The sequence below is a fragment of the Rhodococcus sp. 5A-K4 genome, assembly GCF_046097995.1.
In the GTDB taxonomy this organism is placed as follows: domain Bacteria; phylum Actinomycetota; class Actinomycetes; order Mycobacteriales; family Mycobacteriaceae; genus Rhodococcus_F; species Rhodococcus_F erythropolis.
Genome location: NZ_JBJURM010000019.1, coordinates 112,745 through 131,856, shown reverse-complemented (window position 1 = coordinate 131,856; position 19,112 = coordinate 112,745). Strand labels below are relative to the sequence as shown.

General features: G+C 61.2%; 21 protein-coding genes. 15 read left to right on the top strand and 6 right to left on the bottom strand.

Annotation, left to right across the window (positions count from 1 at the left end; all coding sequences use genetic code 11):
* Positions 1 to 11 precede the first annotated feature (11 nt).
* From ACKAMS_RS23225 to ACKAMS_RS23210, 4 genes are read left to right on the top strand one after another with little or no spacing between them, the layout of a single operon-like run.
* Positions 12 to 1,025 (top strand): ABC transporter substrate-binding protein, encoded by a 1,014-nt coding sequence (locus ACKAMS_RS23225; protein ID WP_317558190.1) that lies wholly within the window; start codon positions 12 to 14, stop codon positions 1,023 to 1,025.
* On the top strand, positions 1,026 to 1,778 hold the full coding sequence (locus ACKAMS_RS23220; protein ID WP_408989596.1) for a class I SAM-dependent methyltransferase: 753 nt from the start codon (positions 1,026 to 1,028) through the stop codon (positions 1,776 to 1,778).
* A complete protein-coding gene (locus ACKAMS_RS23215) occupies positions 1,775 to 2,815 on the top strand; it encodes a FecCD family ABC transporter permease (RefSeq protein ID WP_408989595.1) in 1,041 nt (346 codons plus the stop codon). The genes ACKAMS_RS23220 and ACKAMS_RS23215 overlap by 4 nt, the downstream gene beginning before the upstream one ends.
* Positions 2,812 to 3,585 (top strand): ABC transporter ATP-binding protein, encoded by a 774-nt coding sequence (locus tag ACKAMS_RS23210; protein WP_019747215.1) that lies wholly within the window; start codon positions 2,812 to 2,814, stop codon positions 3,583 to 3,585. The genes ACKAMS_RS23215 and ACKAMS_RS23210 overlap by 4 nt, the downstream gene beginning before the upstream one ends.
* Positions 3,586 to 3,600: 15 nt before the next feature.
* On the opposite strand, the gene ACKAMS_RS23205 is transcribed toward ACKAMS_RS23210, so the two are convergent.
* The gene (locus tag ACKAMS_RS23205) at positions 3,601 to 5,961 is read right to left on the bottom strand and encodes an arylsulfatase (protein WP_021333201.1); all 2,361 of its coding nucleotides are present in this window, start codon (positions 5,959 to 5,961) and stop codon (positions 3,601 to 3,603) included.
* Positions 5,962 to 6,138: 177 nt separating this feature from the next.
* On the opposite strand from ACKAMS_RS23205, the gene ACKAMS_RS23200 reads away from it, so the two are divergent.
* From ACKAMS_RS23200 to ACKAMS_RS23190, 3 genes are read left to right on the top strand one after another with little or no spacing between them, the layout of a single operon-like run.
* Positions 6,139 to 7,116, top strand: coding sequence for an HAD family phosphatase (locus tag ACKAMS_RS23200; protein WP_046379794.1), 978 nt, complete (start codon positions 6,139 to 6,141; stop codon positions 7,114 to 7,116).
* A gap of 12 nt (positions 7,117 to 7,128) precedes the next feature.
* Entirely contained in the window at positions 7,129 to 7,995 is an 867-nt protein-coding gene (locus ACKAMS_RS23195; RefSeq protein WP_019747212.1) for a hypothetical protein, read from the top strand.
* A gap of 55 nt (positions 7,996 to 8,050) precedes the next feature.
* Positions 8,051 to 8,464 (top strand): PPOX class F420-dependent oxidoreductase, encoded by a 414-nt coding sequence (locus ACKAMS_RS23190; protein ID WP_046378057.1) that lies wholly within the window; start codon positions 8,051 to 8,053, stop codon positions 8,462 to 8,464.
* Between the two features lie 18 nt (positions 8,465 to 8,482).
* On the opposite strand, the gene ACKAMS_RS23185 is transcribed toward ACKAMS_RS23190, so the two are convergent.
* Complete coding sequence (locus ACKAMS_RS23185) at positions 8,483 to 9,859, bottom strand: wax ester/triacylglycerol synthase family O-acyltransferase (RefSeq protein ID WP_019747210.1); 1,377 nt, start codon at positions 9,857 to 9,859, stop codon at positions 8,483 to 8,485.
* A 369-nt stretch (positions 9,860 to 10,228) separates the two neighbouring features.
* Between ACKAMS_RS23185 and ACKAMS_RS23180 the strand changes: the two genes are divergently transcribed.
* Positions 10,229 to 11,101, top strand: coding sequence for a hypothetical protein (locus tag ACKAMS_RS23180; RefSeq protein WP_408989594.1), 873 nt, complete (start codon positions 10,229 to 10,231; stop codon positions 11,099 to 11,101).
* 12 nt (positions 11,102 to 11,113) lie between these two features.
* On the opposite strand, the gene ACKAMS_RS23175 is transcribed toward ACKAMS_RS23180, so the two are convergent.
* Entirely contained in the window at positions 11,114 to 11,572 is a 459-nt protein-coding gene (locus ACKAMS_RS23175) for a MarR family winged helix-turn-helix transcriptional regulator (protein ID WP_264613985.1), read from the bottom strand.
* A 62-nt stretch (positions 11,573 to 11,634) separates the two neighbouring features.
* On the opposite strand from ACKAMS_RS23175, the gene ACKAMS_RS23170 reads away from it, so the two are divergent.
* Together ACKAMS_RS23170 and ACKAMS_RS23165 are read left to right on the top strand one after the other, a co-directional pair.
* Positions 11,635 to 12,510 (top strand): haloalkane dehalogenase, encoded by an 876-nt coding sequence (locus ACKAMS_RS23170; protein ID WP_060938310.1) that lies wholly within the window; start codon positions 11,635 to 11,637, stop codon positions 12,508 to 12,510.
* Positions 12,511 to 12,678: 168 nt separating this feature from the next.
* Positions 12,679 to 13,317 carry a PAS and ANTAR domain-containing protein gene (locus tag ACKAMS_RS23165; RefSeq protein WP_019747203.1) on the top strand — a complete coding sequence of 213 codons (639 nt, stop codon included), beginning with the start codon at positions 12,679 to 12,681 and terminating at the stop codon, positions 13,315 to 13,317.
* Positions 13,318 to 13,467: 150 nt separating this feature from the next.
* On the opposite strand, the gene ACKAMS_RS23160 is transcribed toward ACKAMS_RS23165, so the two are convergent.
* A complete protein-coding gene (locus ACKAMS_RS23160; protein WP_019747202.1) occupies positions 13,468 to 13,614 on the bottom strand; it encodes a hypothetical protein in 147 nt (48 codons plus the stop codon).
* A gap of 185 nt (positions 13,615 to 13,799) precedes the next feature.
* On the opposite strand from ACKAMS_RS23160, the gene ACKAMS_RS23155 reads away from it, so the two are divergent.
* From ACKAMS_RS23155 to ACKAMS_RS23140, 4 genes are read left to right on the top strand one after another with little or no spacing between them, the layout of a single operon-like run.
* Positions 13,800 to 14,987 carry a zinc-dependent alcohol dehydrogenase gene (locus tag ACKAMS_RS23155; protein ID WP_019747201.1) on the top strand — a complete coding sequence of 396 codons (1,188 nt, stop codon included), beginning with the start codon at positions 13,800 to 13,802 and terminating at the stop codon, positions 14,985 to 14,987.
* A 50-nt stretch (positions 14,988 to 15,037) separates the two neighbouring features.
* Complete coding sequence (locus ACKAMS_RS23150; RefSeq protein WP_019747200.1) at positions 15,038 to 15,565, top strand: SRPBCC family protein; 528 nt, start codon at positions 15,038 to 15,040, stop codon at positions 15,563 to 15,565.
* 51 nt (positions 15,566 to 15,616) lie between these two features.
* Positions 15,617 to 16,192, top strand: coding sequence for a TetR/AcrR family transcriptional regulator (locus ACKAMS_RS23145; protein ID WP_019747199.1), 576 nt, complete (start codon positions 15,617 to 15,619; stop codon positions 16,190 to 16,192).
* A gap of 8 nt (positions 16,193 to 16,200) precedes the next feature.
* Complete coding sequence (locus tag ACKAMS_RS23140; RefSeq protein ID WP_003945779.1) at positions 16,201 to 16,971, top strand: glucose 1-dehydrogenase; 771 nt, start codon at positions 16,201 to 16,203, stop codon at positions 16,969 to 16,971.
* A 44-nt stretch (positions 16,972 to 17,015) separates the two neighbouring features.
* Here ACKAMS_RS23140 and ACKAMS_RS23135 read toward each other — a convergent pair whose 3' ends face one another.
* Together ACKAMS_RS23135 and ACKAMS_RS23130 are read right to left on the bottom strand one after the other, a co-directional pair.
* Complete coding sequence (locus tag ACKAMS_RS23135) at positions 17,016 to 17,501, bottom strand: RNA polymerase subunit sigma (RefSeq protein WP_021333191.1); 486 nt, start codon at positions 17,499 to 17,501, stop codon at positions 17,016 to 17,018.
* 47 nt (positions 17,502 to 17,548) lie between these two features.
* A complete protein-coding gene (locus tag ACKAMS_RS23130; protein ID WP_408989593.1) occupies positions 17,549 to 17,887 on the bottom strand; it encodes a hypothetical protein in 339 nt (112 codons plus the stop codon).
* 285 nt (positions 17,888 to 18,172) lie between these two features.
* Here ACKAMS_RS23130 and ACKAMS_RS23125 point away from each other — a divergent pair, with 285 nt between their 5' ends.
* The gene (locus ACKAMS_RS23125) at positions 18,173 to 19,060 is read left to right on the top strand and encodes an SAM-dependent methyltransferase (protein ID WP_408989592.1); all 888 of its coding nucleotides are present in this window, start codon (positions 18,173 to 18,175) and stop codon (positions 19,058 to 19,060) included.
* Positions 19,061 to 19,112 lie beyond the last annotated feature (52 nt).

Here is a 19,112-nt window from a genome sequence, read left to right as displayed (position 1 = left end):
AACGAGATTCCATGCGTCTGTACAGACTTCGCCTACCCGCCGCTGCCGTCGCGGCCTTGTTGAGCGCGTCGTTGGTTGCCTGCTCCTCCGACGACAGTGCTGCCCGACAATCCAACTCTTCCGAACAATCGCGCGTGACAGTCCAGAACTGTGGCCGAGACGTCACGGTGGAGAGACCGATCGAACGGGCGATCGCGGTAAATCAGCCTGCGGCCGAAATGCTGTTCGCACTGGGAGTGCAGGACCGGATGGCCGGCTACGCCATGAGCGACGACGACGTACTCCCCGAATTACGTGAGGCACGCGGTCAGGTTCAAGCTTTCGACACCGAGTTCCCGTCCTTCGAGAGTGTCCTCGAACGCGAACCGGACATGGTCTACACGACCTTCAATTACACGTTCACCTCGGAAGGCATCGCCGACCGGACCAAGTTCACCGACCTCGGGGTCACGACGTACCAGTCGCCCAGCGAGTGCACCGGTCAGGATGCCGAGCAGAGCAAGGCCCTCACACTCGACGACTTGTACGCCGAAATCGGCGACGTGGCAACACTGTTCGACGTCAAGGACAAAGGTGTCGAGCTGACCGAGAGTTTGAAGGATCGCGCGGCCACCGCCACGGCGTCGCTGGGAGCCGAAAACGTGACGCTGGCGTGGTGGTATGCAGCCACGAAGACTCCGTACTTCGCCGGGTGCTGCGGTGCACCGGGAATCATGACCGACGCGGTGGGCGCGAAGAACGCCTTCGACGACAACAAACAGTACTGGCCCGAAATCGGTTGGGAGAGTGTGCTCGATCGAGACCCGACCGTGCTGGTGCTCGCAGATCTCGACCGCGGCGGAGACGGCGACAGTGCCGCAGACAAGATCGCGTTCCTCGAATCGGACCCGGTCGCCAGCAAGCTCACCGCAGTGAAGAACAAGCGTTACATCATCCTCGAGGGAACGACGATGGATCCCTCGATCCGCAATGTCGGTGGCATCGAACAGCTCTCCGACGGGCTGCGCCAGTTGGGTGTGGTCTAGATGTCCGCGGAGATCAGTGAACTGGTGCGTCAGTGGGACGACCAGCAGTCGGCATACATCGCCGACCGCGAAAAGCGATTCGACGCGATTCTCGACGTTCTCGAATTGCAGTACGCGCACACCCCGTTCACGGTTGTCGACCTGGCCTGCGGACCGGGCTCACTGAGCGCCCGGATCCTCGAGAAGTTCAAGCACGCGAGCGTTGTGGGGATCGATTACGACCCGATGCTGCTGGAAGTCGCCCGTCAGTCGTCGACTCGTTTCGGTGACCGACTGCAGCTGGTCGACGCAGACCTGCTGAGCACCGATTGGCCGACTTCGGTGACTGCACCGGTGCAGGCGATAGTGTCGACAACTGCGCTGCACTGGTTACAACCGCAACAGCTCGTCGAGGTGTACCGGCAGTGCCGCGAACTGCTGAGTCCTGACGGAGTCCTGCTCAACGGTGATCACTTCCGCTTCGACAGCCGCTCCCCCGTCATCGGTCGATGGGCGAAGGCTCACGACGAGCAGACGCAACGCTCCGCCTTTGCTGCCGGTGCTCCCGAGTGGGACAGCTGGTGGGAGGAGTTGCGGGCAACTCCCGGCATCGGACCAATGACCGACGAGCGAGAGCGCAGATTCGCCGGACGCGACGCTACCGCGCCCACTGCCGTCGACTTCCAGTTGGCGGCGCTCGCGCAAGCAGGTTTTCGAGAGTCGGGAACGGTCTGGCAACTGTTCGACGACTACGTGGTCTACGGCGTGAGATGACGACAAGAGTTCGCCTGCGTGACAACCCGACGACCGTCACCCTGCTGTGGGTGATCGGTGTTGTCACGCTGGCCGGGTCGGCCGCCGTGGCGATCACGTTGGGGCCGGCCGGTCTGTCGGTCGATGAGGTGGCCTCGATCGTCGTCGGCCATCTCGGCGGTACCGCGGCGGACGTCACCCCTATCCGCGACGGCATCGTGTGGGATCTTCGTCTGCCCCGTACTCTGCTCGCCGCGCTCTGCGGTGCGGGCCTCGGGCTGTGCGGGGCGATCATGCAGTCTCTGCTTCGCAATCCACTGGCTGATCCATTTGTCCTCGGTATCTCGTCCGGCGCCTCGACCGGTGCCGTACTGATCGTGATCCTCGGAGTCGGGTCGGGGGTGATCGGCTTGTCGAGCGGCGCCTTCATCGGCGCGGTGATCTCCTTCGCCCTTGTGTTGCTGCTCGCCCATGCGGCCGGCGGCACGCCGGATCGGGTGATCCTGGCCGGAGTCGCCGCGACCCAACTGTTCTCGGCGCTCACCTCGTTCATCGTGATCACCTCGGCCGATCCCGAGCAGACTCGCGGCGTGATGTTCTGGCTCCTGGGCTCACTCGGCGGCGCCGACTGGCTCGACGTCGCGCTCTGCGCTGCGGTGGTCGCCGTCGGCCTCGTGGTCTGTCTGACTCACTCCCGCGCACTCGACGCCTTTGCCTTCGGCGAGGACGCGGCGTCGTCGCTGGGGGTGAACGTGTGGCGGGTGCGTGTGACCCTGTTGTTGGCAACAGCTTTGATGACGGCGGTGATCGTGAGCGTCGCAGGCGCCATTGGCTTTGTGGGCCTCGTCCTCCCGCATGCGGCACGGGCTCTCGTCGGTCCGAGCCATCGGCGACTGCTGCCCGCGTCCGCACTGATCGGCTCGATCTTCCTGGTCTGGGTCGACGCCGTGGCACGTACAGCCATTGCGCCGCAGGAACTCCCGGCCGGTGTGGTAACCGCGTTGGTCGGTGTGCCTGCGTTTGCCGTCATCCTCTGGAGACGAAAGGCCAGGCCATGACACTCGAAGCGGCCGGCGTCAGCTGGCGGGTCGGCGGGGCGCTCATAGTCGACGCCCTCGACGTGTCCCCCACCGTCGGAAGTACGGTGGGGCTTCTCGGCCCCAACGGTTCGGGAAAATCGACACTGCTGAAACTGCTTGCCGGGCAGAACCGTCCGACAATCGGGGAGGTGACTCTGGACCGAACTCCGTTGCCTGATTGGAAACGCCGAGATGTCGCGCGTCGGATTGCCACCGTCGATCAGCACAGCAACACGGAGATCGACCTGACGGTAGCCGAGGTCGTCGAATTGGGACGCACCCCGCACCGCGGATTGTGGGGCGGGCATTCAGGTTCCGACCGCGACGCCGTCCGCGCGGCGATCGAACACACCAACCTCTCCGGGATGCTCGACCGGTCGTGGCACACCCTGTCCGGCGGGGAGCGCCAACGCGTGCAGATCGCGCGCGCCCTCGCTCAGGAACCTCACGAGTTGCTGCTCGACGAACCGACCAATCACCTGGACATCAACCATCAACTCGAATTGCTCGCGCTCGTGCGTCGCCTGCCCACCACCACGATCATGGCATTGCACGATCTGAATCTGGCCGCCATGTTCTGCGATTCGATAGTGATGCTGAACCGTGGCTCCATCGTTGCCCACGGAAGCCCGACCGAGGTCCTCACCGCCGACCTGATAGCCGAGGTCTACCAGGTCGATGCCGAAGTCCGCCTGGACGGTCCCGGCGGAGTACCCACCGTGAGATACCTTCCACCCAGCTCGGATTAGACGCACGCAGATCTGTCATTCACGCGAGAGCATCGCCACTGCTTCGCGTTCGAGGTCGACGTACGGTTCCCCACTGACGTCGATCGCCACCCGGCTGAGCGTTCCACCGGTAAACGCCCATGGTGAGGTACCCGGGTAGTCGTCGGTCACAGGCTCCCCGCTGTCACGGCCAGCATTGAGCCCTTCGCCGCCGCCGATGCTGAACTTGCCTGGCTGAGTGCGGATTCTGCCCTCACCGACTTTCCGATCGCCGTAGTAGAGGCCGAGCACCCCGTGCGCAGTGCCCGGCGGATCCTCACCTTCCTTGTCGAAAGTTGCTGCCAAGATTACATTTTCGCCGATGGGAAGGTCTTCGGTGGCATCGATCTTCTGCTGTTCACTGCCGAGGAAGTTGTACACGTAATGCAGTCGGTTGTCCTTGACGTACAGCGAGTGACCACCGAACCTGCCGCCATGCGAGAACAGCACACCGGCCGCACCAGGTTCGGCCAAGTCGACAACTGCCCCGATCGAGTATGAACGATTACGAAGGTTGACAGCGACGGCTTCCGGTACCTCGGCTCCCCCTGGACGGTAGACGTACCGGTTGCGCGGCGGAGCCAGCTGGGGGCGAGGTGTGGTGAGGAGTTCGACACCGGACCGATCATCCAGTGGCAGAGCTTGATTGGCGCCGGCCTCGTGGAACCACAACCCCACGAGCTCGGCGAGCCTGCCGGGTTCTTCGCCGGCAAGGTTCCGGAGCTCGGCTCGGTCCACCTCCGTGTGGTAGAGCTCCCAGGTGTCTTCCGAGAAATGACCCCACCCGCTCAGAGTCGGGTGCGTGGTGACGGCCTTCCACCCGTCATGCCAAATCCCTCGTCCTCCGAGCATCGAATAGAACTGGGTGTGCTTGGCGGTGGGGATGTTGCCGGCGTCGAAGCTGTACCGCATGCTCACGCCTTGGATCGGGTGCTGGGTGTATCCCTTCACCGTGTCGGGCAAGTCGACACCGACGCAGTCGAGCAGAGTCGGGACGACGTCGATGGCATGGTGGTACTGATCTCGAATCTCACCTCGGGCGTCGATGCCCTCCGGCCACGAGATGATGCAGGGGTCGCAGGTTCCGCCGTTGAACGAGTACCGCTTCCACATCTTGAAGGGCGTGTTGAACGCCATCGCCCACCCGTTGGGATAGTGGTTGTACGTCTCGGTGCTGCCCAACTCGTCCAGCTTTGCCAGGTTCTCGGCGAGGTCGTCGGGTACCCCGTTCGCGATTTTGTTCTCGTTGACAGAACCGTCGGGTCCGCCCTCACCACTGGCACCGTTGTCGGAAACCACCACGATGATCGTGTTGTCCAGCTGCTCGATTTCTTCGAGGTATTCGAGCAGGCGTCCGATCTGATCGTCGCAGTGCGAGAGGAAGCCCGCGTACACCTCCGCCATCCGTGAGAACAGTCGCTGCTCGTCAGCGGAGAGGGTGTCCCAGGGGCGGGTGAAATCCAGCGGCGGGAACGGTTCGCCGTCAGGTCCGGTGCGGGTGTCAGGAGTGCCTATCGGGTTGAGTGAGGGCAGAGTCGTGTCGTTCGGGACAAGTCCCATGTCCTTCTGCCTCGCCAGAATCTCATCCCGCATGGCTTCGTACCCTGCGTCGAACCTGCCCGCGTAGCGATCGGCCCATTCGCGGGGCGCGTGATGTGGAGCGTGTGCGCACCCGGGTGCGTAGTAGAGAAATACAGGCCGGTCCGGAGCTATCGACTTCACGTCGCCGATGTATTCGAGCGCTCTGTCGGTGATGTCGACGCTGAAGTGATACCCCTCTTCCGGCGTCGACGGCTGTTCGACGGGGTGGTTGTCGTGGACGAGGTCGGGATACCACTGATTGGTCTCGGCACCGAGAAAGCCGTAGAACCGCTCGAATCCGCGACCGACCGGCCAATTCCGTTTCGTGGAAGCAAGATTCATCTCGTCTTCGGCGCAGAGGTGCCATTTCCCGACCATCGCGGTACTGAACCCCTGCTCGACCAGAACCTCGGCGAGCGTGGCACATTCGGGAGGGATGTGACCGTTCCCGCCGGGAAACCCGACCGCGCACTCACTGATGCAAGCCATTCCGTTGGTCGTGTGGTTCCGGCCGGTGAGCAGACACGATCGCGTCGGTGAGCACAGCGCTGTGGTGTGCCACTGCCCGTACCGCAATCCGTTGCCCGCGATGCGGTCGATGTTCGGCGTCTCGATCGGTCCCCCGTAGCAACCCAAGGCGCCGAATCCGACGTCGTCGAGAACGATGTAGAGAATGTTCGGCGTGCCGGCGGCAGCCTTCGGCTGCTCGTACGGGCTCCAGTCGGGAATCGAATCGCGAATATCGAGGTTGACGACGCCTTTGAATGCGTTGGCCATGACCTGGCTCCTTGTAGGTGATCTGAATGCCAGCCTCTACGGCTGCATGGTCAATCGCATACCCCGATTGTGCTCACCGAAGCGCTGTCGCCCGAAATGGGCGATGCCATCTTCGGCAGGAGGTCCGAGTATGAAAGTGCCGGGTCTGTCATCGCCTCACTGGAAGCCAGGGACCACATGAGCAGTCAATTCGTTGAAGCCTCCACCTCCGATAACCCTGACCCGCTTCCGAGCTGGCAGGACGGCACGCCGAAACAGGCCATCAGGCAATTCGTCGAACGCGCGACGACTGAGGGAAGTCCGGACGAAATCGCACCGGAAGACCGGATCGCAGTCTTCGACAACGACGGAACTCTGTGGTGTGAGAAGCCGATGCCGATCCAACTCGACTTCATCTTGCGCCGCCTCGTCGAGATGACCAACCAGGATCCGACTCTTCGCAACCGTCAACCGTGGCAGGCGGCCTTCGAGCAGGACTACGCCTGGTTGAACGATGTGATCTCGAAGCACTATCGCGGCGACGACAGCGCACTGAAGGTGCTCGCGGCCGGTGTCCTGGCGGCATTCGCCGAAGTCACAGTCGACGAATTCGAAACCCACGCCGATACCTACCTGCGCACTGCTTCGCATCCCACTCTCGATCGCAAATATTTGCACTGCAGCTATTCGCCCATGGTGGAGTTGCTCGATTACCTTGCGGCCAAAGGCTTCTCCAACTACATAGTCTCTGGCGGCGGACGTGATTTCATGCGGCCGATCAGTCAGGAGGTCTACGGCATCCCCCGAGATCGCGTCATCGGCAGCGGCGTGGCATTGACGTGGAAGGACGACGGCCACAGCGGCACGATCCTTCGTCAGCCCCAAACCGATGTCGTCGACGACGGGCCGGCCAAGCCCGTCCAGATATGGAACCGAATCGGCCGACGACCCGTCATCGCGGCCGGAAACAGCAACGGTGACCTACCGATGTTGCAGTTCGCCGAACACCCGAACATTCCGGCACTTCGTCTTCTGGTGCTCCATGACGATCCGGAACGCGAGTTCGACTACGTGGACGGAGCCGAGCACGCACTCGACGCCTCGCGCGCAAACGGGTGGACAGTGGTGAGCATCAAAAACGACTGGAAGACAGTCTTCGAACCACTCGCCGAATGACAGTATGGACGTGTGACCCTCGATGATGTCGCCGACGAACTCTACGGCCTCGACCCCGGCGAGTTCGTCGAGGCGCGTACAAAGCATGTGAAGGCTGCCCGGGAGGACAACGACCGCACACTGGCCGCGGAGATCGGAAAACTTCGGAAGCCAACCACCGTGGGATGGTTGGTCAATCTCATTTCGCGCAATCTATCCGAAGATCTGGATGCACTTCTCGCGCTTGGCGAATCGCTACGCGACGCCCAACGCCATCTCTCAGGTCAGGACTTGCGACGGCTGACGACACAGAGGCAGCAGGTGGTGCGAAGTCTCGCCCACAAATCCGGTGAGATCGCGGCTTCGCGTGGAAAGAATGCCGGTGAGGATGCGTTACGTGATGTCGCGCAGACCCTCAATGCCGCCCTGTCCGACGAGGAGACTGCCGCGCAGGTCCGACTCGGACGAGTTGTGACCGCTGCCAGTTACAGCGGTTTCGGGCCGGCGGGACTTGCTGTAGTGGAGGAGGATTCCGTACACGATGCCCCTGCGATCCACACCGAAGACAGCGCTCCGGCCAAATCCACTGCTCCGGATCACAAGGCCGAACAAGCCAAGGCGAAAGCAGAATTGACGGAAGCCAGGGCAGACCTCGAGAAAATCCGACGACGGGTCAAGGCCGAGACCGCCCAGTTCGAGGATGCCAGGTCAAAGCTGTCCGACCTCGACCGCCGCATCGAAGAACTCCGCGCCGATCTCGAACACGCAGAACAGGAACGACAGTTCGCCAAGAACACCGAGAAGGCTGCCGGCGTCGCGGTTCGAGAGTCCGAGGATGAGCTTCGCGAAGCCGAGCGCCGGGTCGACGAAGCAGAAGAGGGCCTTGACGAGACGGAATGAGTTGCACGTTCGGAGATCTTGACCTCTACAGCAGTTCAGGTTCTAGCGTGATTTCATGACATTCACCCGAATCGAACTCGACTACCTGGCCACACAGACTCTCGGACGCCTCGCGACGGTTCAACGGAATGGAACGTTGCAAGTCAGTCCGGTCGGATTCCACTACAACCCGGATACAGCCACGATCGACATCAGCGGTTACAACATGACGGGCAGCCGTAAGTTTCACAATGTCGCGGAGAACGGGCGGGTCGCGTTTGTCGTGGACGACATCGCATCTGTAGATCCATGGCGGGTCAGGTGTGTCGAAATCCGTGGACGGGCAGAGGCTTTGGATGTTACGGGTGTTGGTGCGCATGGTCTCGACGCACCGATCATCCGTATCCACCCCGAACGCATCATCAGCTTCGGCCTCGACGACAAAGAACTGGACGTCCACCAGTTGGTCGTCAACGGACGTGACGTCTGAATGCCCAAATCGAATTGATCAGCCTGCGGCGGCTTCTAGTTCACTCAGTGATTCCTCGAGGTGACCGAGAAGCCGCTGCAGGTGCGGAACATTGCGGCGGCAACCGACGAGACCGAACTGCATGGTGTCCGCATAGCCGATGACAGTGATGTTCATTGCCTGCCCGTCCAACGGAATCGATGCCGGATAGCAGCTCTCGAGCTTCGCGCCGTTCCAGTATCGCGTCGTCGTCGGGCCGGGGACGTTGGAAATCACCAGATTGAAGACTGGGCGCCCAGTGATCAGTCGGGATGAACCAGGGATCAGCGGCAACCCGAGGCCCGCGACGTTCAATGCACTGAGCGCCGTGATCTGAAGGGGCGTCAGTCCCGACATCAGGGACTTGGCGCTACTCATCGAGTCGTGAACTCTCTGAAGTCTGGCCGCCGGATCCGCCAATTCGGTTGCCAGATCACACAACACCGCACCTACGGCATTGCCGGAAGCCTCACCCTCAGTGCCTTTACGAAGTGATACCGGCACCATCGCGATCAACGGTTTGTCCGGCAACTCGTCCAGTTCGATCAGGTATCGCCGTAGCGCGCCCGCACACATAGCCAACACCGCATCGTTGAGCGTCACGTCTGCAACGCAACTGACCTTGCGCAGGCGCTCGATCGGCCACGACTGCGCGGCGACACGCCTCGCGCCGGTGATCGGGACGTTGAAGATCGATTTCGGGGCAGCAAACGGCAACGGTGCGACGTGGTCCTTCACTGCCGAGGCAGCGGCGTTCACTATCGCAGGGCCCACCCCGACCACATCTTGCACGGTCTCGATCACGGAGCCCACCCGCCTCTGCAGGTCCAGCCCGCGACTGGCTCGAACCCGCCCCGAAGAAGGTCGCTGCGCCCACGGAGGCATCGATTCTCGATCGAGCGGGTCCGACGAGAGGCTGCGGTACCACGCCTGAACAGCAGACACACCATCCATGAGTGCATGGTGCGTCTTCATGTACACGGCAACTCGGCCGTCGGCGAGACCTTCGATCACGTACGCCTCCCACAGCGGCCGGTGCCGATCGAGCAGCGTGCCGTGGAGCATGGAGGTCAGCTCGAGCAATTCGCGGACTCGTCCCGGCTTGGGCAGCGCGAGCAACCGGACGTGATACTCGAGATCGACATCCGTGTCCTCCGTCCAACGCACCGGCGCGAAGTTCGACAAGAACTGCACCGGCTTGCGGCGGAAGAGGGGGCGAATCGAGTCGACGTCGGTGAGCGAACGGTAGAGCGACCTGGCGAATTCGCCGTCGTCTCCTTCCGGCGGAACGAAAAGCGACAGTCCACCGACGTGCATGGGATGCTCTCGTGACTCCATCAGCAGGAACATCGAGTCGAGCGGCAGCATCAGCGTCATGGCGATCCGTTCTCTCGGGCAGCTGCCCGGAGTACCGATCAGCCGCTGTTCGACAAAGTTACTCGCCCTGACTTCCCTCATTGGCGACTCCGACAAAACATTGCCCCCTCGATTTCGACAGGAGTCCGATATTCCCGTCGACGAACGCCTTTTCGGGTCGTAGCACCTCACAGCGATGCGTGGGTGAATGACGAGACACAGAGCACTGCAACAAATTTCAATCCTCACAGCCACAAGTAGTAGCGAAGGCGATCGCAGTAATACTTTTGTCGGAATTGTTTCAAATTGTCTGTACATCCAAGTCACACGTGACTACCGTCACTCATCATCACAATCCCGACTGGTCGGTTGTACCCAAAGGAGAAATACATGTCCCGACGTTCGACGTCGCGTGGGCTTTTCGGCGCACTCGCCACCGCAACTGTGTTCGCCACCGTCACAGCGGTGGGAAGCTTGTCAGCAGGTATTGCAGGAGCCGCCCCGGCAGCGGAGATCCCCTTCGGCGGTTGGGATTCATGTCCGATCGACAATCCCGAGACCAGCACCTGTATGGACGTCACGGTTACCGGCGGAAACATGAAGATCGGCAAGCTTTCCGTCGGCATTCCCGCCGGAGCGATGCGCATCGCAGGCGGAGTTGCATACCGGGAGAATCCAGAGGCTGAATTCGGATTCGACCAAGTCTTCATCCCACCGAACGACAACAGTCGGGGGATCTACGCCGAACCTATCGACATCCCCGGGGGCGCACTCGGAATCGACCTACCATTCAACAATCTCTTCGGACTGAACAAGGCCTCGGCCACCGTCGAGTCGACGTCTGCACTTCCCACCGTGGATGCATTTCAGCTTGGTGTGAAGCTACCCGTCAAATTGAAGATCGCGAACCCTCTCCTCGGCGGCAAATGCTACCTGGGCTCGGACAACAACCCCGTTCAACTCAACTTGGATGTGACCGAATACGGCGTCCTCGAAGAGGTTCCAGGTTTCCCGGATACTGCCGTCGTTCGAAACACCGGACACACCGGACAGCCCTTCGCCGTCCCGACAGCTTCCGGATGTGGCCCGTTCGGCGTTCTGAATCCAATCGTCAACTGGCGCGCCGGGCTTCCCTCGTCCACCACGTCCAACTCCCTCGCCACGACGAGTGACGTCTACAACATCGGTGCCGACAGCCTCAGGCCACAGCCGGCCGGCTCACCCGAACCTGTTGCCGTCGCCGCCGAACGTAGCGCCAAGTAAGTAGGTCGGACTTCATTCATCGCCGGCTTCGGTGGCGTCGAGTAACGCACCGAGGGCGCGGTGGAGGTCGGCCAGTTCCCGCCCACCGGTTTTCGTCAGCACTTCCGTATTCTTTGCATCCAATTGGCGGACAATGTCTTTAGCGAGTTCTATGACTCGTTTCCCCTCGTCACTGAGATCGAGGCAAACGGCTCTCGCATCGCGACTGTCTCGTTCGCTGACAACAAACCCGCTCTTCTCCAACGCTCGCACGAGCTTGGATATGTAGATTCGCTGCAACCCTGTGTGCGCGGCGAGTTCTCGCTGACTAGGCCTCTCCCCCGCACTCACCAGACCATGGAGAGACGCGAGCACCGAATACTGGGCGTGGGTCAACCCGAGGTGCGCGATCGCTCGGTCAACCCCCGCCCGCCAGCGCAAGCCAAGGTGCCACACCAGCGACCCCGTCGTCCATATTTCTCGATCTTGCATTCAAATAGAATACATGGCTACTATCTAAATTAGGGTACATGGAAACTATTTGAGGAGTCGCAATGCCCACAATTCCCGTGCTCGACTCGACTGTGGCCTACCGCTCGTGCGGAGACGGAACACCCTTCGTACTTATCCACGGGAACCCCACATCCTCCTACCTGTGGCGAAACATCCTCCCGCAGATAGGAAATCTCGGCCAAGCGCTTGCCCCTGACCTCATCGGAATGGGCGCGTCGGGCAAACCGCCAATCGACTACGGTTTTCTCGACACCGCCCGTTACCTCGACGCATGGTTCGACCAGATGGAGCTCGACGACGTCGTACTCGTCGGACACGACTGGGGCGGGGCACTTGCACTGGACTGGGCTGCCCGCCATCCCGAACGCGTTCGAGGTGTTGCCTTCTTCGAAACGATCCTCCGTCCGATGACCTGGGACGAGCACTTCCCGGGAGACGCACGAGCGCGGGTCGAGGCCCTGAGAGCTCCCGGCATCGGCGAGACCAAGGTACTCGACGAAAACTTCTTCCTCGAAATTGCGCTTCACAGAACAGTTCTCGGAGAACTGTCCGAAACCGATGCTGAAACCTATCGCGCCCCTTACCCCTCGCCGGAGAGTCGCCGGCCCCTTCTCGAGTGGCCACGGTCCTTCCCCGTCGAAGGAAGTCCCGGCGACGTGAATGCACGAGTGGCGGCGTACAGCGATTGGCTCGCAGAAAGCAGCGAGGTACCCAAACTCCTTCTCACCTTCAGCGGCCCCGCCGAACTTCTCATGATCGGACCTGACGAAGTCGCGTGGAGCCGATCGAATATCGCAAACCTCGAGGTGAAACAGTGCGGTCCCGCAGGACATCTCGCCCCCGAGGATCAGCCTGCGGCCATCGCGGCGGCGATCACCGAATGGACACAGCGGCAACACTGCTTCAGCCGCGACTGAAGTGGGACCGTCGCCACGTTCTCTGAGCGCCGGTTTCCCCGACCCATGCGGTAGCGATCCAGACGGTGCTCCGAAATATGGGACCGACACCACCTCCGCCGGATTTGTCCGATATAACTAACTGGCGAGTACGCCGGTTGGGACGAGGTCGAGAACGAGGGGGCGTGTGTGGTGAACGAGGACGGGTTGGGGCGAACGTCGGGATCGGGGGCTCCACACCGGGTGGGCGGCTTTCTTTATCACCGCAACGGCGACCGGTGGGAGTGGTCGGACGAAGTCGCACGGATTCACGGATACGAACCCGACCAAGTGGCTCCGACGACGGAATTGATGCTCGCGCACAAGCATCCCGACGACCGAAGACACGTTGCCCAGACACTCCATGCCATCCGCACTTCAGGCGGCCCGTTCAGCAGCCGCCACCGCATTATCGACACCGCAGGGGACACTCACTCGGTAATCGTCGTCGGCGACAGCGTCGTGGACGAGTCGGGTGCTGTGGTCGGCAGCTCAGGCTTCTACATCGACGTCACCGAAACCCTGGACAGCACGGTGAAAGCATCTGTCGACGTGCTGGTCAACGAAATCACTGCTTCTCGCGGGGTGATCGAGCAAGCCAAAGGCATGCTCATGGTGATCTACGGAATCTCTGCCGATCGAGCTTTCGACATCCTCGTGTGGCGTTCGCAGGAGACCAACGTGAAACTCAGGGATGTTGCCGAGCAGTTGATAGTTCGCACGCTGGACGATTTCCGGGTCCCGACACTTCTGCGGACCCGGTTCGATCACTTGCTGTTACAGGGTTGAACTTCTAACCCGGCTGAACCACGAACTGGGAGATGCTTAAGGCGGTTCCCGTGGCTGGCTGCTCAACCTCGAGGAACCTCGCCCGCATTGATTCCGGGACGGTCCGATGCGGCCTATCCCCGTTGTTACCCAACGCGGAGTAAAAGGAAACTACTTGTCGTCAGACTTCTTCTCGGAGGTCTCCTCGACCAGTTCAGGCGCCTGTTCTCGAGTTGCCATTCCGCCGTCGCCGCCCTTGTCCACGGGCCCTGGGTGCCCACCCTTGGGCGACTGGTCGTTGTTGTCTTTCTCGGTCATGCGGTCATCCCCGTCATTTGGTCCTGTCAGTCATACGGCGTGCGGCCTTTCAGGAGCCTCGGCCCGCCTCCCTCTCAATCTAACGCTCGCAGCACTTCCCGCAACCCTCACCGGTTTTGTTTGCATTTCAGCGCTTTCGGGCAGGTGACTGCGAACAGCATTTCCGCGATGAGAGGTCGATCCCAGTGCGCGCAGTGACTTGGCAAGGCAAACGAAAAGTAAGCGTCGATACGGTTCCGGACCCGAAGATCGTCGAACCCAGTGACGCGATCATCAAGGTCACCACGACGAATATCTGCGGATCCGATCTGCACCTGTACGAGACTCTGGGTGCGTTCATGAATGCCGGCGACATTCTCGGTCATGAACCGATGGGCATCGTCGAAGAAGTCGGCTCGGAAGTCACGAATCTCGAGATAGGCGACCGCGTCGTGATCCCGTTCCAGATCTCGTGTGGCAACTGTTTCATGTGTGATTCGAGCCTCTACACACAGTGCGAGACGACTCAGGTCCGCGATCAGGGAACGGGCGCAGCGTTGTTCGGCTTCTCCGAGCTGTACGGCTCGGTGCCAGGCGGGCAGGCCGAGTACCTTCGAGTACCGCAAGCACATTTCACACACATCAAAGTTCCCGAAGGTCCCGCGGATTCGCGATTCGTCTACCTCTCCGACGTGCTTCCCACAGCCTGGCAGTCGGTTGAATACGCCGACATCCCGCCGGGTGGGTCCGTGACCATCCTCGGTCTCGGACCGATCGGTGACATGGCGGCCCGCATCGCTCACCACAAGGGATTTCGAGTAATCGGCGTGGACCGTGTACCCGAACGCCTTGCACGCCTTGCCGAACGCGGGATCGAAACCCTCAATCTCGACGACTACGGCAGCAAGATCGGTGACGCAGTCAGAGATGCGACGAACGGCCGTGGAACCGATTCGGTGATCGATGCTGTCGGAATGGAAGCTCACGGGTCTCCGATCGGAAAGCTCGCGCAGCAGTTCGTCGGACTCCTTCCCGATGCTCTTGCCGCGCCTGCGATGCGTAACGCAGGAATCGATCGACTCGGTGCGGTCTATTCGGCCATCGACATCGTTCGGCGCGGGGGGACGATTTCTCTGATCGGTGTATACGGCGGCATGGTTGATCCACTGCCGCTGATGACTATGTTCGACAAGCAGATTCAGCTCAGGATGGGTCAGGCGAACGTCAAGAAGTGGGTAGACGACATCATGCCTTTGCTCACTGATGACGACCCACTCGGCGTCGACACCTTTTCCACTCATCAGCTGCCGCTCGATCAGGCGCCACACGCCTACGAGATCTTTCAGAAAAAGCAGGAAGGCGCGGTCAAGATCCAACTGAAACCGCACGGGTAATAATCAGCACCGATTCCATCCACGTTCGACAGAAAGAAACTGAAACCGAAATGGCTCGCGAACTCACCGTCTCCGACAGCGTCGTCGTCAATGTCGACGCGCTTTCTCTCTACGAGCTCATCAGCGATCCCACTCGCATGGGCGACTGGAGTCCCGAAAACCTGGGAGCTACCTTGCGGGGAGACCGCGAAAGCGCTTTCCTGGGTATGGAGTTCGACGGGCACAACAAACGTGGGCGCGCGCAGTGGACCACAAGATGCACCGTCACCGCTGCCGACACCGGGAAACTGTTCGAATTCCGTGTTCACAAGATCGGCCTTGCCACGCCACGAATCTCTGCCGCTATTGCAACCTGGCGGTACCGATTTCAGCCCGTCCCCGGTGGAACCCGAGTTACCGAAACGTGGATCGACGACAGACGGGGCTGGCCGGATTTTGCGGCCGACATATTCGACAAGGTTGCCACCGGCGGAAAGACGTTCGCCGACTTTCAGCGCGGCAACATCCGCAAGACGCTGCTGAACATCAAGAGCGCCGTTGAGCAGGAGGTATCCGGCATCGAAGGCAGCACCGGCTGACCGACCGGCACAACTTGTGGCAGTTTCTGCCACTTTTGGTACAGTGCGGATATGGCAACAGCCCGCCGCACTGCACTACTTCTCCGCGTCTCGCAGAGTTGCGCTGCCGCTTTCGTCGAACGCGGCGACACTTCGACGACCATCGCGGAGCTCGCCGAACGGGCAGAAATCTCCGAGCGCACCTTCTATCGCTGCTTTGCCACCAAGGAAGAGAGCATCTGGCCGATGCTCGACGAGGGAAACCGCAGTCTTGCCACCGCCCTCAGCGCGCAATCCCGCGAATACGGACTCTCAGCGGCAGTGAAGACGGCCTTTATCGCATCGGTCGGCGAGTCCTTCGAGCCGATGACTCGGTCACTGATGCCCATCATCTTCGGCGACGCGGCGCTCCGGAGAGTTTGGGAATCAGCAACTTTCGAGACGATGGAACTGATCCGCCCAGAAGTTGCACGTCTGATCGATCGGCCAGAAGGCTCGCTCGACACGACAGCGGCTTCGGGCCAGGCAACACTGGCGGTAGTGGCCGCACTGCGCGAGATGGCAGACCTCCGGACCCCCGCACCCAAGGCCATCACCCGCGCGCTCGGCGCGTTCTCGAAGCCATATCTCGCAACACCAACAGGTTAGGAACAATCATGACTCAGGATCTCTCCGGAAAAATCGTTCTCGTCACTGGCGGCGCACGCGGCCTGGGCGAAGCGTTTGCGCGCGGCATCGTCGCGGGTAACGGCCGCGTCGTCATCGGCGACCTACTCGACGACGACGGCCGAGCAGTGGCCGAATCTCTCGGCGACGCAGCACGTTACGTTCACCTCGACGTCACCGATCCGGCGTCTTGGAAGTCCGCCGCCGAGTACGCGGTATCCGAATTCGGCGCGATCAACGGTTTGGTCAACAATGCCGGAATCTCGGCTTCCGGCCAGACGGTCGCCGAAGAACCGCTCGAGACGTTCCAACGCATCATCCAGATCAACCTGGTGTCCGTACACACCGGTATCCACACGGTGGTGCCGTTCATGAAGGCAGCAGGCGGCGGATCCATCGTGAACATCTCCTCGGCCGCCGGCCTGATGGGCATGGCTCTGACCAGCGGTTACGGCGCAGCCAAGTGGGGCGTGCGTGGGCTGAGCAAGATCGCCGCCGTCGAACTCGGTCGCGACAAGATTCGGGTCAACTCCGTGCACCCCGGCATGGTCCTCACCCCCATGACTGCGCCGACGGGCATCAGCCTCGAAGAGGGCGCATTCCCCAACAATCCGTATCGCCGTGTCGGTCGCCCGGAGGAGTTGGTCGGTGCGGTCACCTACCTTCTTTCCGACGATGCTTCGTACACAACAGGTTCCGAGATCGCCGTCGACGGTGGTTGGACCGCCGGACCGTCGATCGAATACATCGCCGGCCAGTAAGGCAGGGATCCGTTCCCGCCTGAACCTGCGCATTCCGAACGTCCTCAGGTAGATACCAACGTCTCCCTGATTGCATTCGGAGAACTCAACTTTCGCAGGCGCTGCAGCGCACGATGCAGGTCGAGTGACACCTGGTCGGTCGTACGGGCGAGCGATGTTGCCGTCGCCTCACTGTCGAGGCCGACGATCAACCGCAACACCAGGACATCGCGTTCGACAACCGGGAGCGCTGTTGGAGGCGGGAGCGGCCCACTGCTGAACCGGTCGGATGCCGCCCGAGCAATCGCGACGCTTGTACTCACGTACAGCAGGCGCAGGAAAGGCTGATTCGCCGCCGATCCGTCACAAACTGCCGTGAGAACAGAGATGCATGCAGCATCCGCGGCGGAGTCGGAGACGGCCCGATCAAGCTCGGCGCGGCACCGCAGCACAACCATCGGGCGAAACACTGCGTACAAATCGGTCATGGCTTCATGGCTACCGCTCCGTGCCGCGGCGGCCAACATCTCGAGCGAGCCTTCCTGCAACATGGGCTTACAATCTCTCTCGACCCGAAATTCGTCGTGTAGCCGGGGGATCAGCTGGATCCGAACAGTCCGGCGAAGGGGTTCACTGTCGGCGCGGGTGCCTGATCTTGCCGGCCTTGCCATTGGTTCTGATTGCCCCAGTCGTTGCCCTGATTCCAGTTACCACCCTGGTTCCAGCCGCCGTTTCCACCACGGTCCCAATCGTGCGAGTGATCGCCCCCCTGATCTCCGTACCAACTGTTATCGGCCTGTGTTACATCATGATTCACAGTATCTGCCGAGGCCGGTGCGGCGAGCACGGCAATGGGTACGGTCAATACCGCCCCCGTCACCGCGAGCTTGGTCCAGAAGTACTTCCTACGTTGTTCCGGTGCGGATAGTCGTGTCATGATCGATCCCTTCTCCGAAGATTTCTCCAGACTCTCTCTGGCTGTCCCGAACGGGGCACACACCAGTGAAGTCCCGCATCCTGGCCGTCCACTGGCACAACCCTGGCAGATTCCTGGCAGGGCTGACTTCAAACCGAACGCCTTGCACCACACAATGTTCCGATGCCGGCTCGTTGTTGTTCGCGCCCCAGTTCCGACCGTTCCGTTCCAGGCGGCAAGGGGTCGCTCGGGCGTAAAGTCGAGAGGGTTCGGCTCAGTCGTCCAGAGCGGAAGGACACCCAGAAAATGCGGAGCGATGGAGATACGTGGGACATCGTCAGTAGCGTCGGACTCACCGCGCTTGCAGTGGCGACCTTCCGCGCATTGGAAAGCGCCCGCTCGGACGCGATCATCGAAGACAAGTTCGCATCGTGGTTCGTAGAAGCTGCAGCGGAGCCGCATTTCACAGCTCTTCTGAAAGATCCGGCACTCCTCGACGACACACCCTTCGGCGGTTTCATGGGATTGCGAACCAGGTTCTTCGACGAATTCTTCTTGTCGTCAACCGAATCCGGAGTAGAGCAGGCGGTAATCGTTGCGGCGGGGTTGGATTCGCGTGCGTACCGGCTGGATTGGAACTCAGAATCCACAGTGTTCGAAGTAGATCAACCAAAGGTATTGGAGTTCAAAGCCGAAGTGCTCGCGGCGCGCGACGCCCAGCCGAAAACTGATCGACGCACTGTGCCTACGGATCTGCGCAACGACTGGCCGGCTGCGCTCGCGGAGGCCGGTTTCGATCCGAAGGAACCTACTGCATGGTCCGCAGAAGGCCTGCTCGCTTATCTCCCCGGCCCGGCCCACGACGCCCTGTTCGAGCGGATCGACGAACTCTCGGCCACTGGTAGTCGGTTGGCAGTGAACGACTTTCCGGCCGGCACGGACCCGAAGAAGCTGGCGACCATCAGATCCAAGTACTTTGCCGAGAACCCGTTCGGAGACCTGGACATTTCGCAACTGTTCTACAGCGACAAACGATCCGATCCCGGCCGGTGGCTCACTGAACACAATTGGACCGCCCGACGCTTCAGCTCGGTGGAGTTGGCAGATCTGTACGATCGCCGGATTCCTGATCTCCCCGAAGAGATCGCCGCACTGTCGACGCAGCCTTCTTTCCTGGCCGCGACCAAGAACTAACTCGGGCAGTCCTCACGAAAGTTACTCGGGTGCAGCATTTCTCCGTTTTGTC

Excerpts from the sequence above, each read along its gene's own strand:
- ACKAMS_RS23205 (WP_021333201.1), bottom strand. The coding sequence starts at position 5,961 with ATGGCCAACGCATTCAAAGGCGTCGTCAACCTCGATATTCGCGATTCG.
- ACKAMS_RS23130 (WP_408989593.1), bottom strand. The coding sequence starts at position 17,887 with ATGACACGACTATCCGCACCGGAACAACGTAGGAAGTACTTCTGGACC.
- ACKAMS_RS23140 (WP_003945779.1), top strand. The coding sequence starts at position 16,201 with ATGACTCAGGATCTCTCCGGAAAAATCGTTCTCGTCACTGGCGGCGCA.
- ACKAMS_RS23150 (WP_019747200.1), top strand. The coding sequence starts at position 15,038 with ATGGCTCGCGAACTCACCGTCTCCGACAGCGTCGTCGTCAATGTCGAC.
- ACKAMS_RS23145 (WP_019747199.1), top strand. The coding sequence starts at position 15,617 with ATGGCAACAGCCCGCCGCACTGCACTACTTCTCCGCGTCTCGCAGAGT.
- ACKAMS_RS23185 (WP_019747210.1), bottom strand. The coding sequence starts at position 9,859 with ATGACGCTGATGCTGCCGCTCGACTCGATGTTCCTGCTGATGGAGTCA.
- ACKAMS_RS23170 (WP_060938310.1), top strand. The coding sequence starts at position 11,635 with ATGCCCACAATTCCCGTGCTCGACTCGACTGTGGCCTACCGCTCGTGC.
- ACKAMS_RS23210 (WP_019747215.1), top strand. The coding sequence starts at position 2,812 with ATGACACTCGAAGCGGCCGGCGTCAGCTGGCGGGTCGGCGGGGCGCTC.
- ACKAMS_RS23200 (WP_046379794.1), top strand. The coding sequence starts at position 6,139 with ATGAGCAGTCAATTCGTTGAAGCCTCCACCTCCGATAACCCTGACCCG.
- ACKAMS_RS23220 (WP_408989596.1), top strand. The coding sequence starts at position 1,026 with ATGTCCGCGGAGATCAGTGAACTGGTGCGTCAGTGGGACGACCAGCAG.
- ACKAMS_RS23125 (WP_408989592.1), top strand. The coding sequence starts at position 18,173 with ATGCGGAGCGATGGAGATACGTGGGACATCGTCAGTAGCGTCGGACTC.
- ACKAMS_RS23215 (WP_408989595.1), top strand. The coding sequence starts at position 1,775 with ATGACGACAAGAGTTCGCCTGCGTGACAACCCGACGACCGTCACCCTG.
- ACKAMS_RS23180 (WP_408989594.1), top strand. The coding sequence starts at position 10,229 with ATGTCCCGACGTTCGACGTCGCGTGGGCTTTTCGGCGCACTCGCCACC.
- ACKAMS_RS23135 (WP_021333191.1), bottom strand. The coding sequence starts at position 17,501 with ATGTTGCAGGAAGGCTCGCTCGAGATGTTGGCCGCCGCGGCACGGAGC.
- ACKAMS_RS23225 (WP_317558190.1), top strand. The coding sequence starts at position 12 with ATGCGTCTGTACAGACTTCGCCTACCCGCCGCTGCCGTCGCGGCCTTG.
- ACKAMS_RS23160 (WP_019747202.1), bottom strand. The coding sequence starts at position 13,614 with ATGACCGAGAAAGACAACAACGACCAGTCGCCCAAGGGTGGGCACCCA.
- ACKAMS_RS23175 (WP_264613985.1), bottom strand. The coding sequence starts at position 11,572 with ATGCAAGATCGAGAAATATGGACGACGGGGTCGCTGGTGTGGCACCTT.
- ACKAMS_RS23190 (WP_046378057.1), top strand. The coding sequence starts at position 8,051 with ATGACATTCACCCGAATCGAACTCGACTACCTGGCCACACAGACTCTC.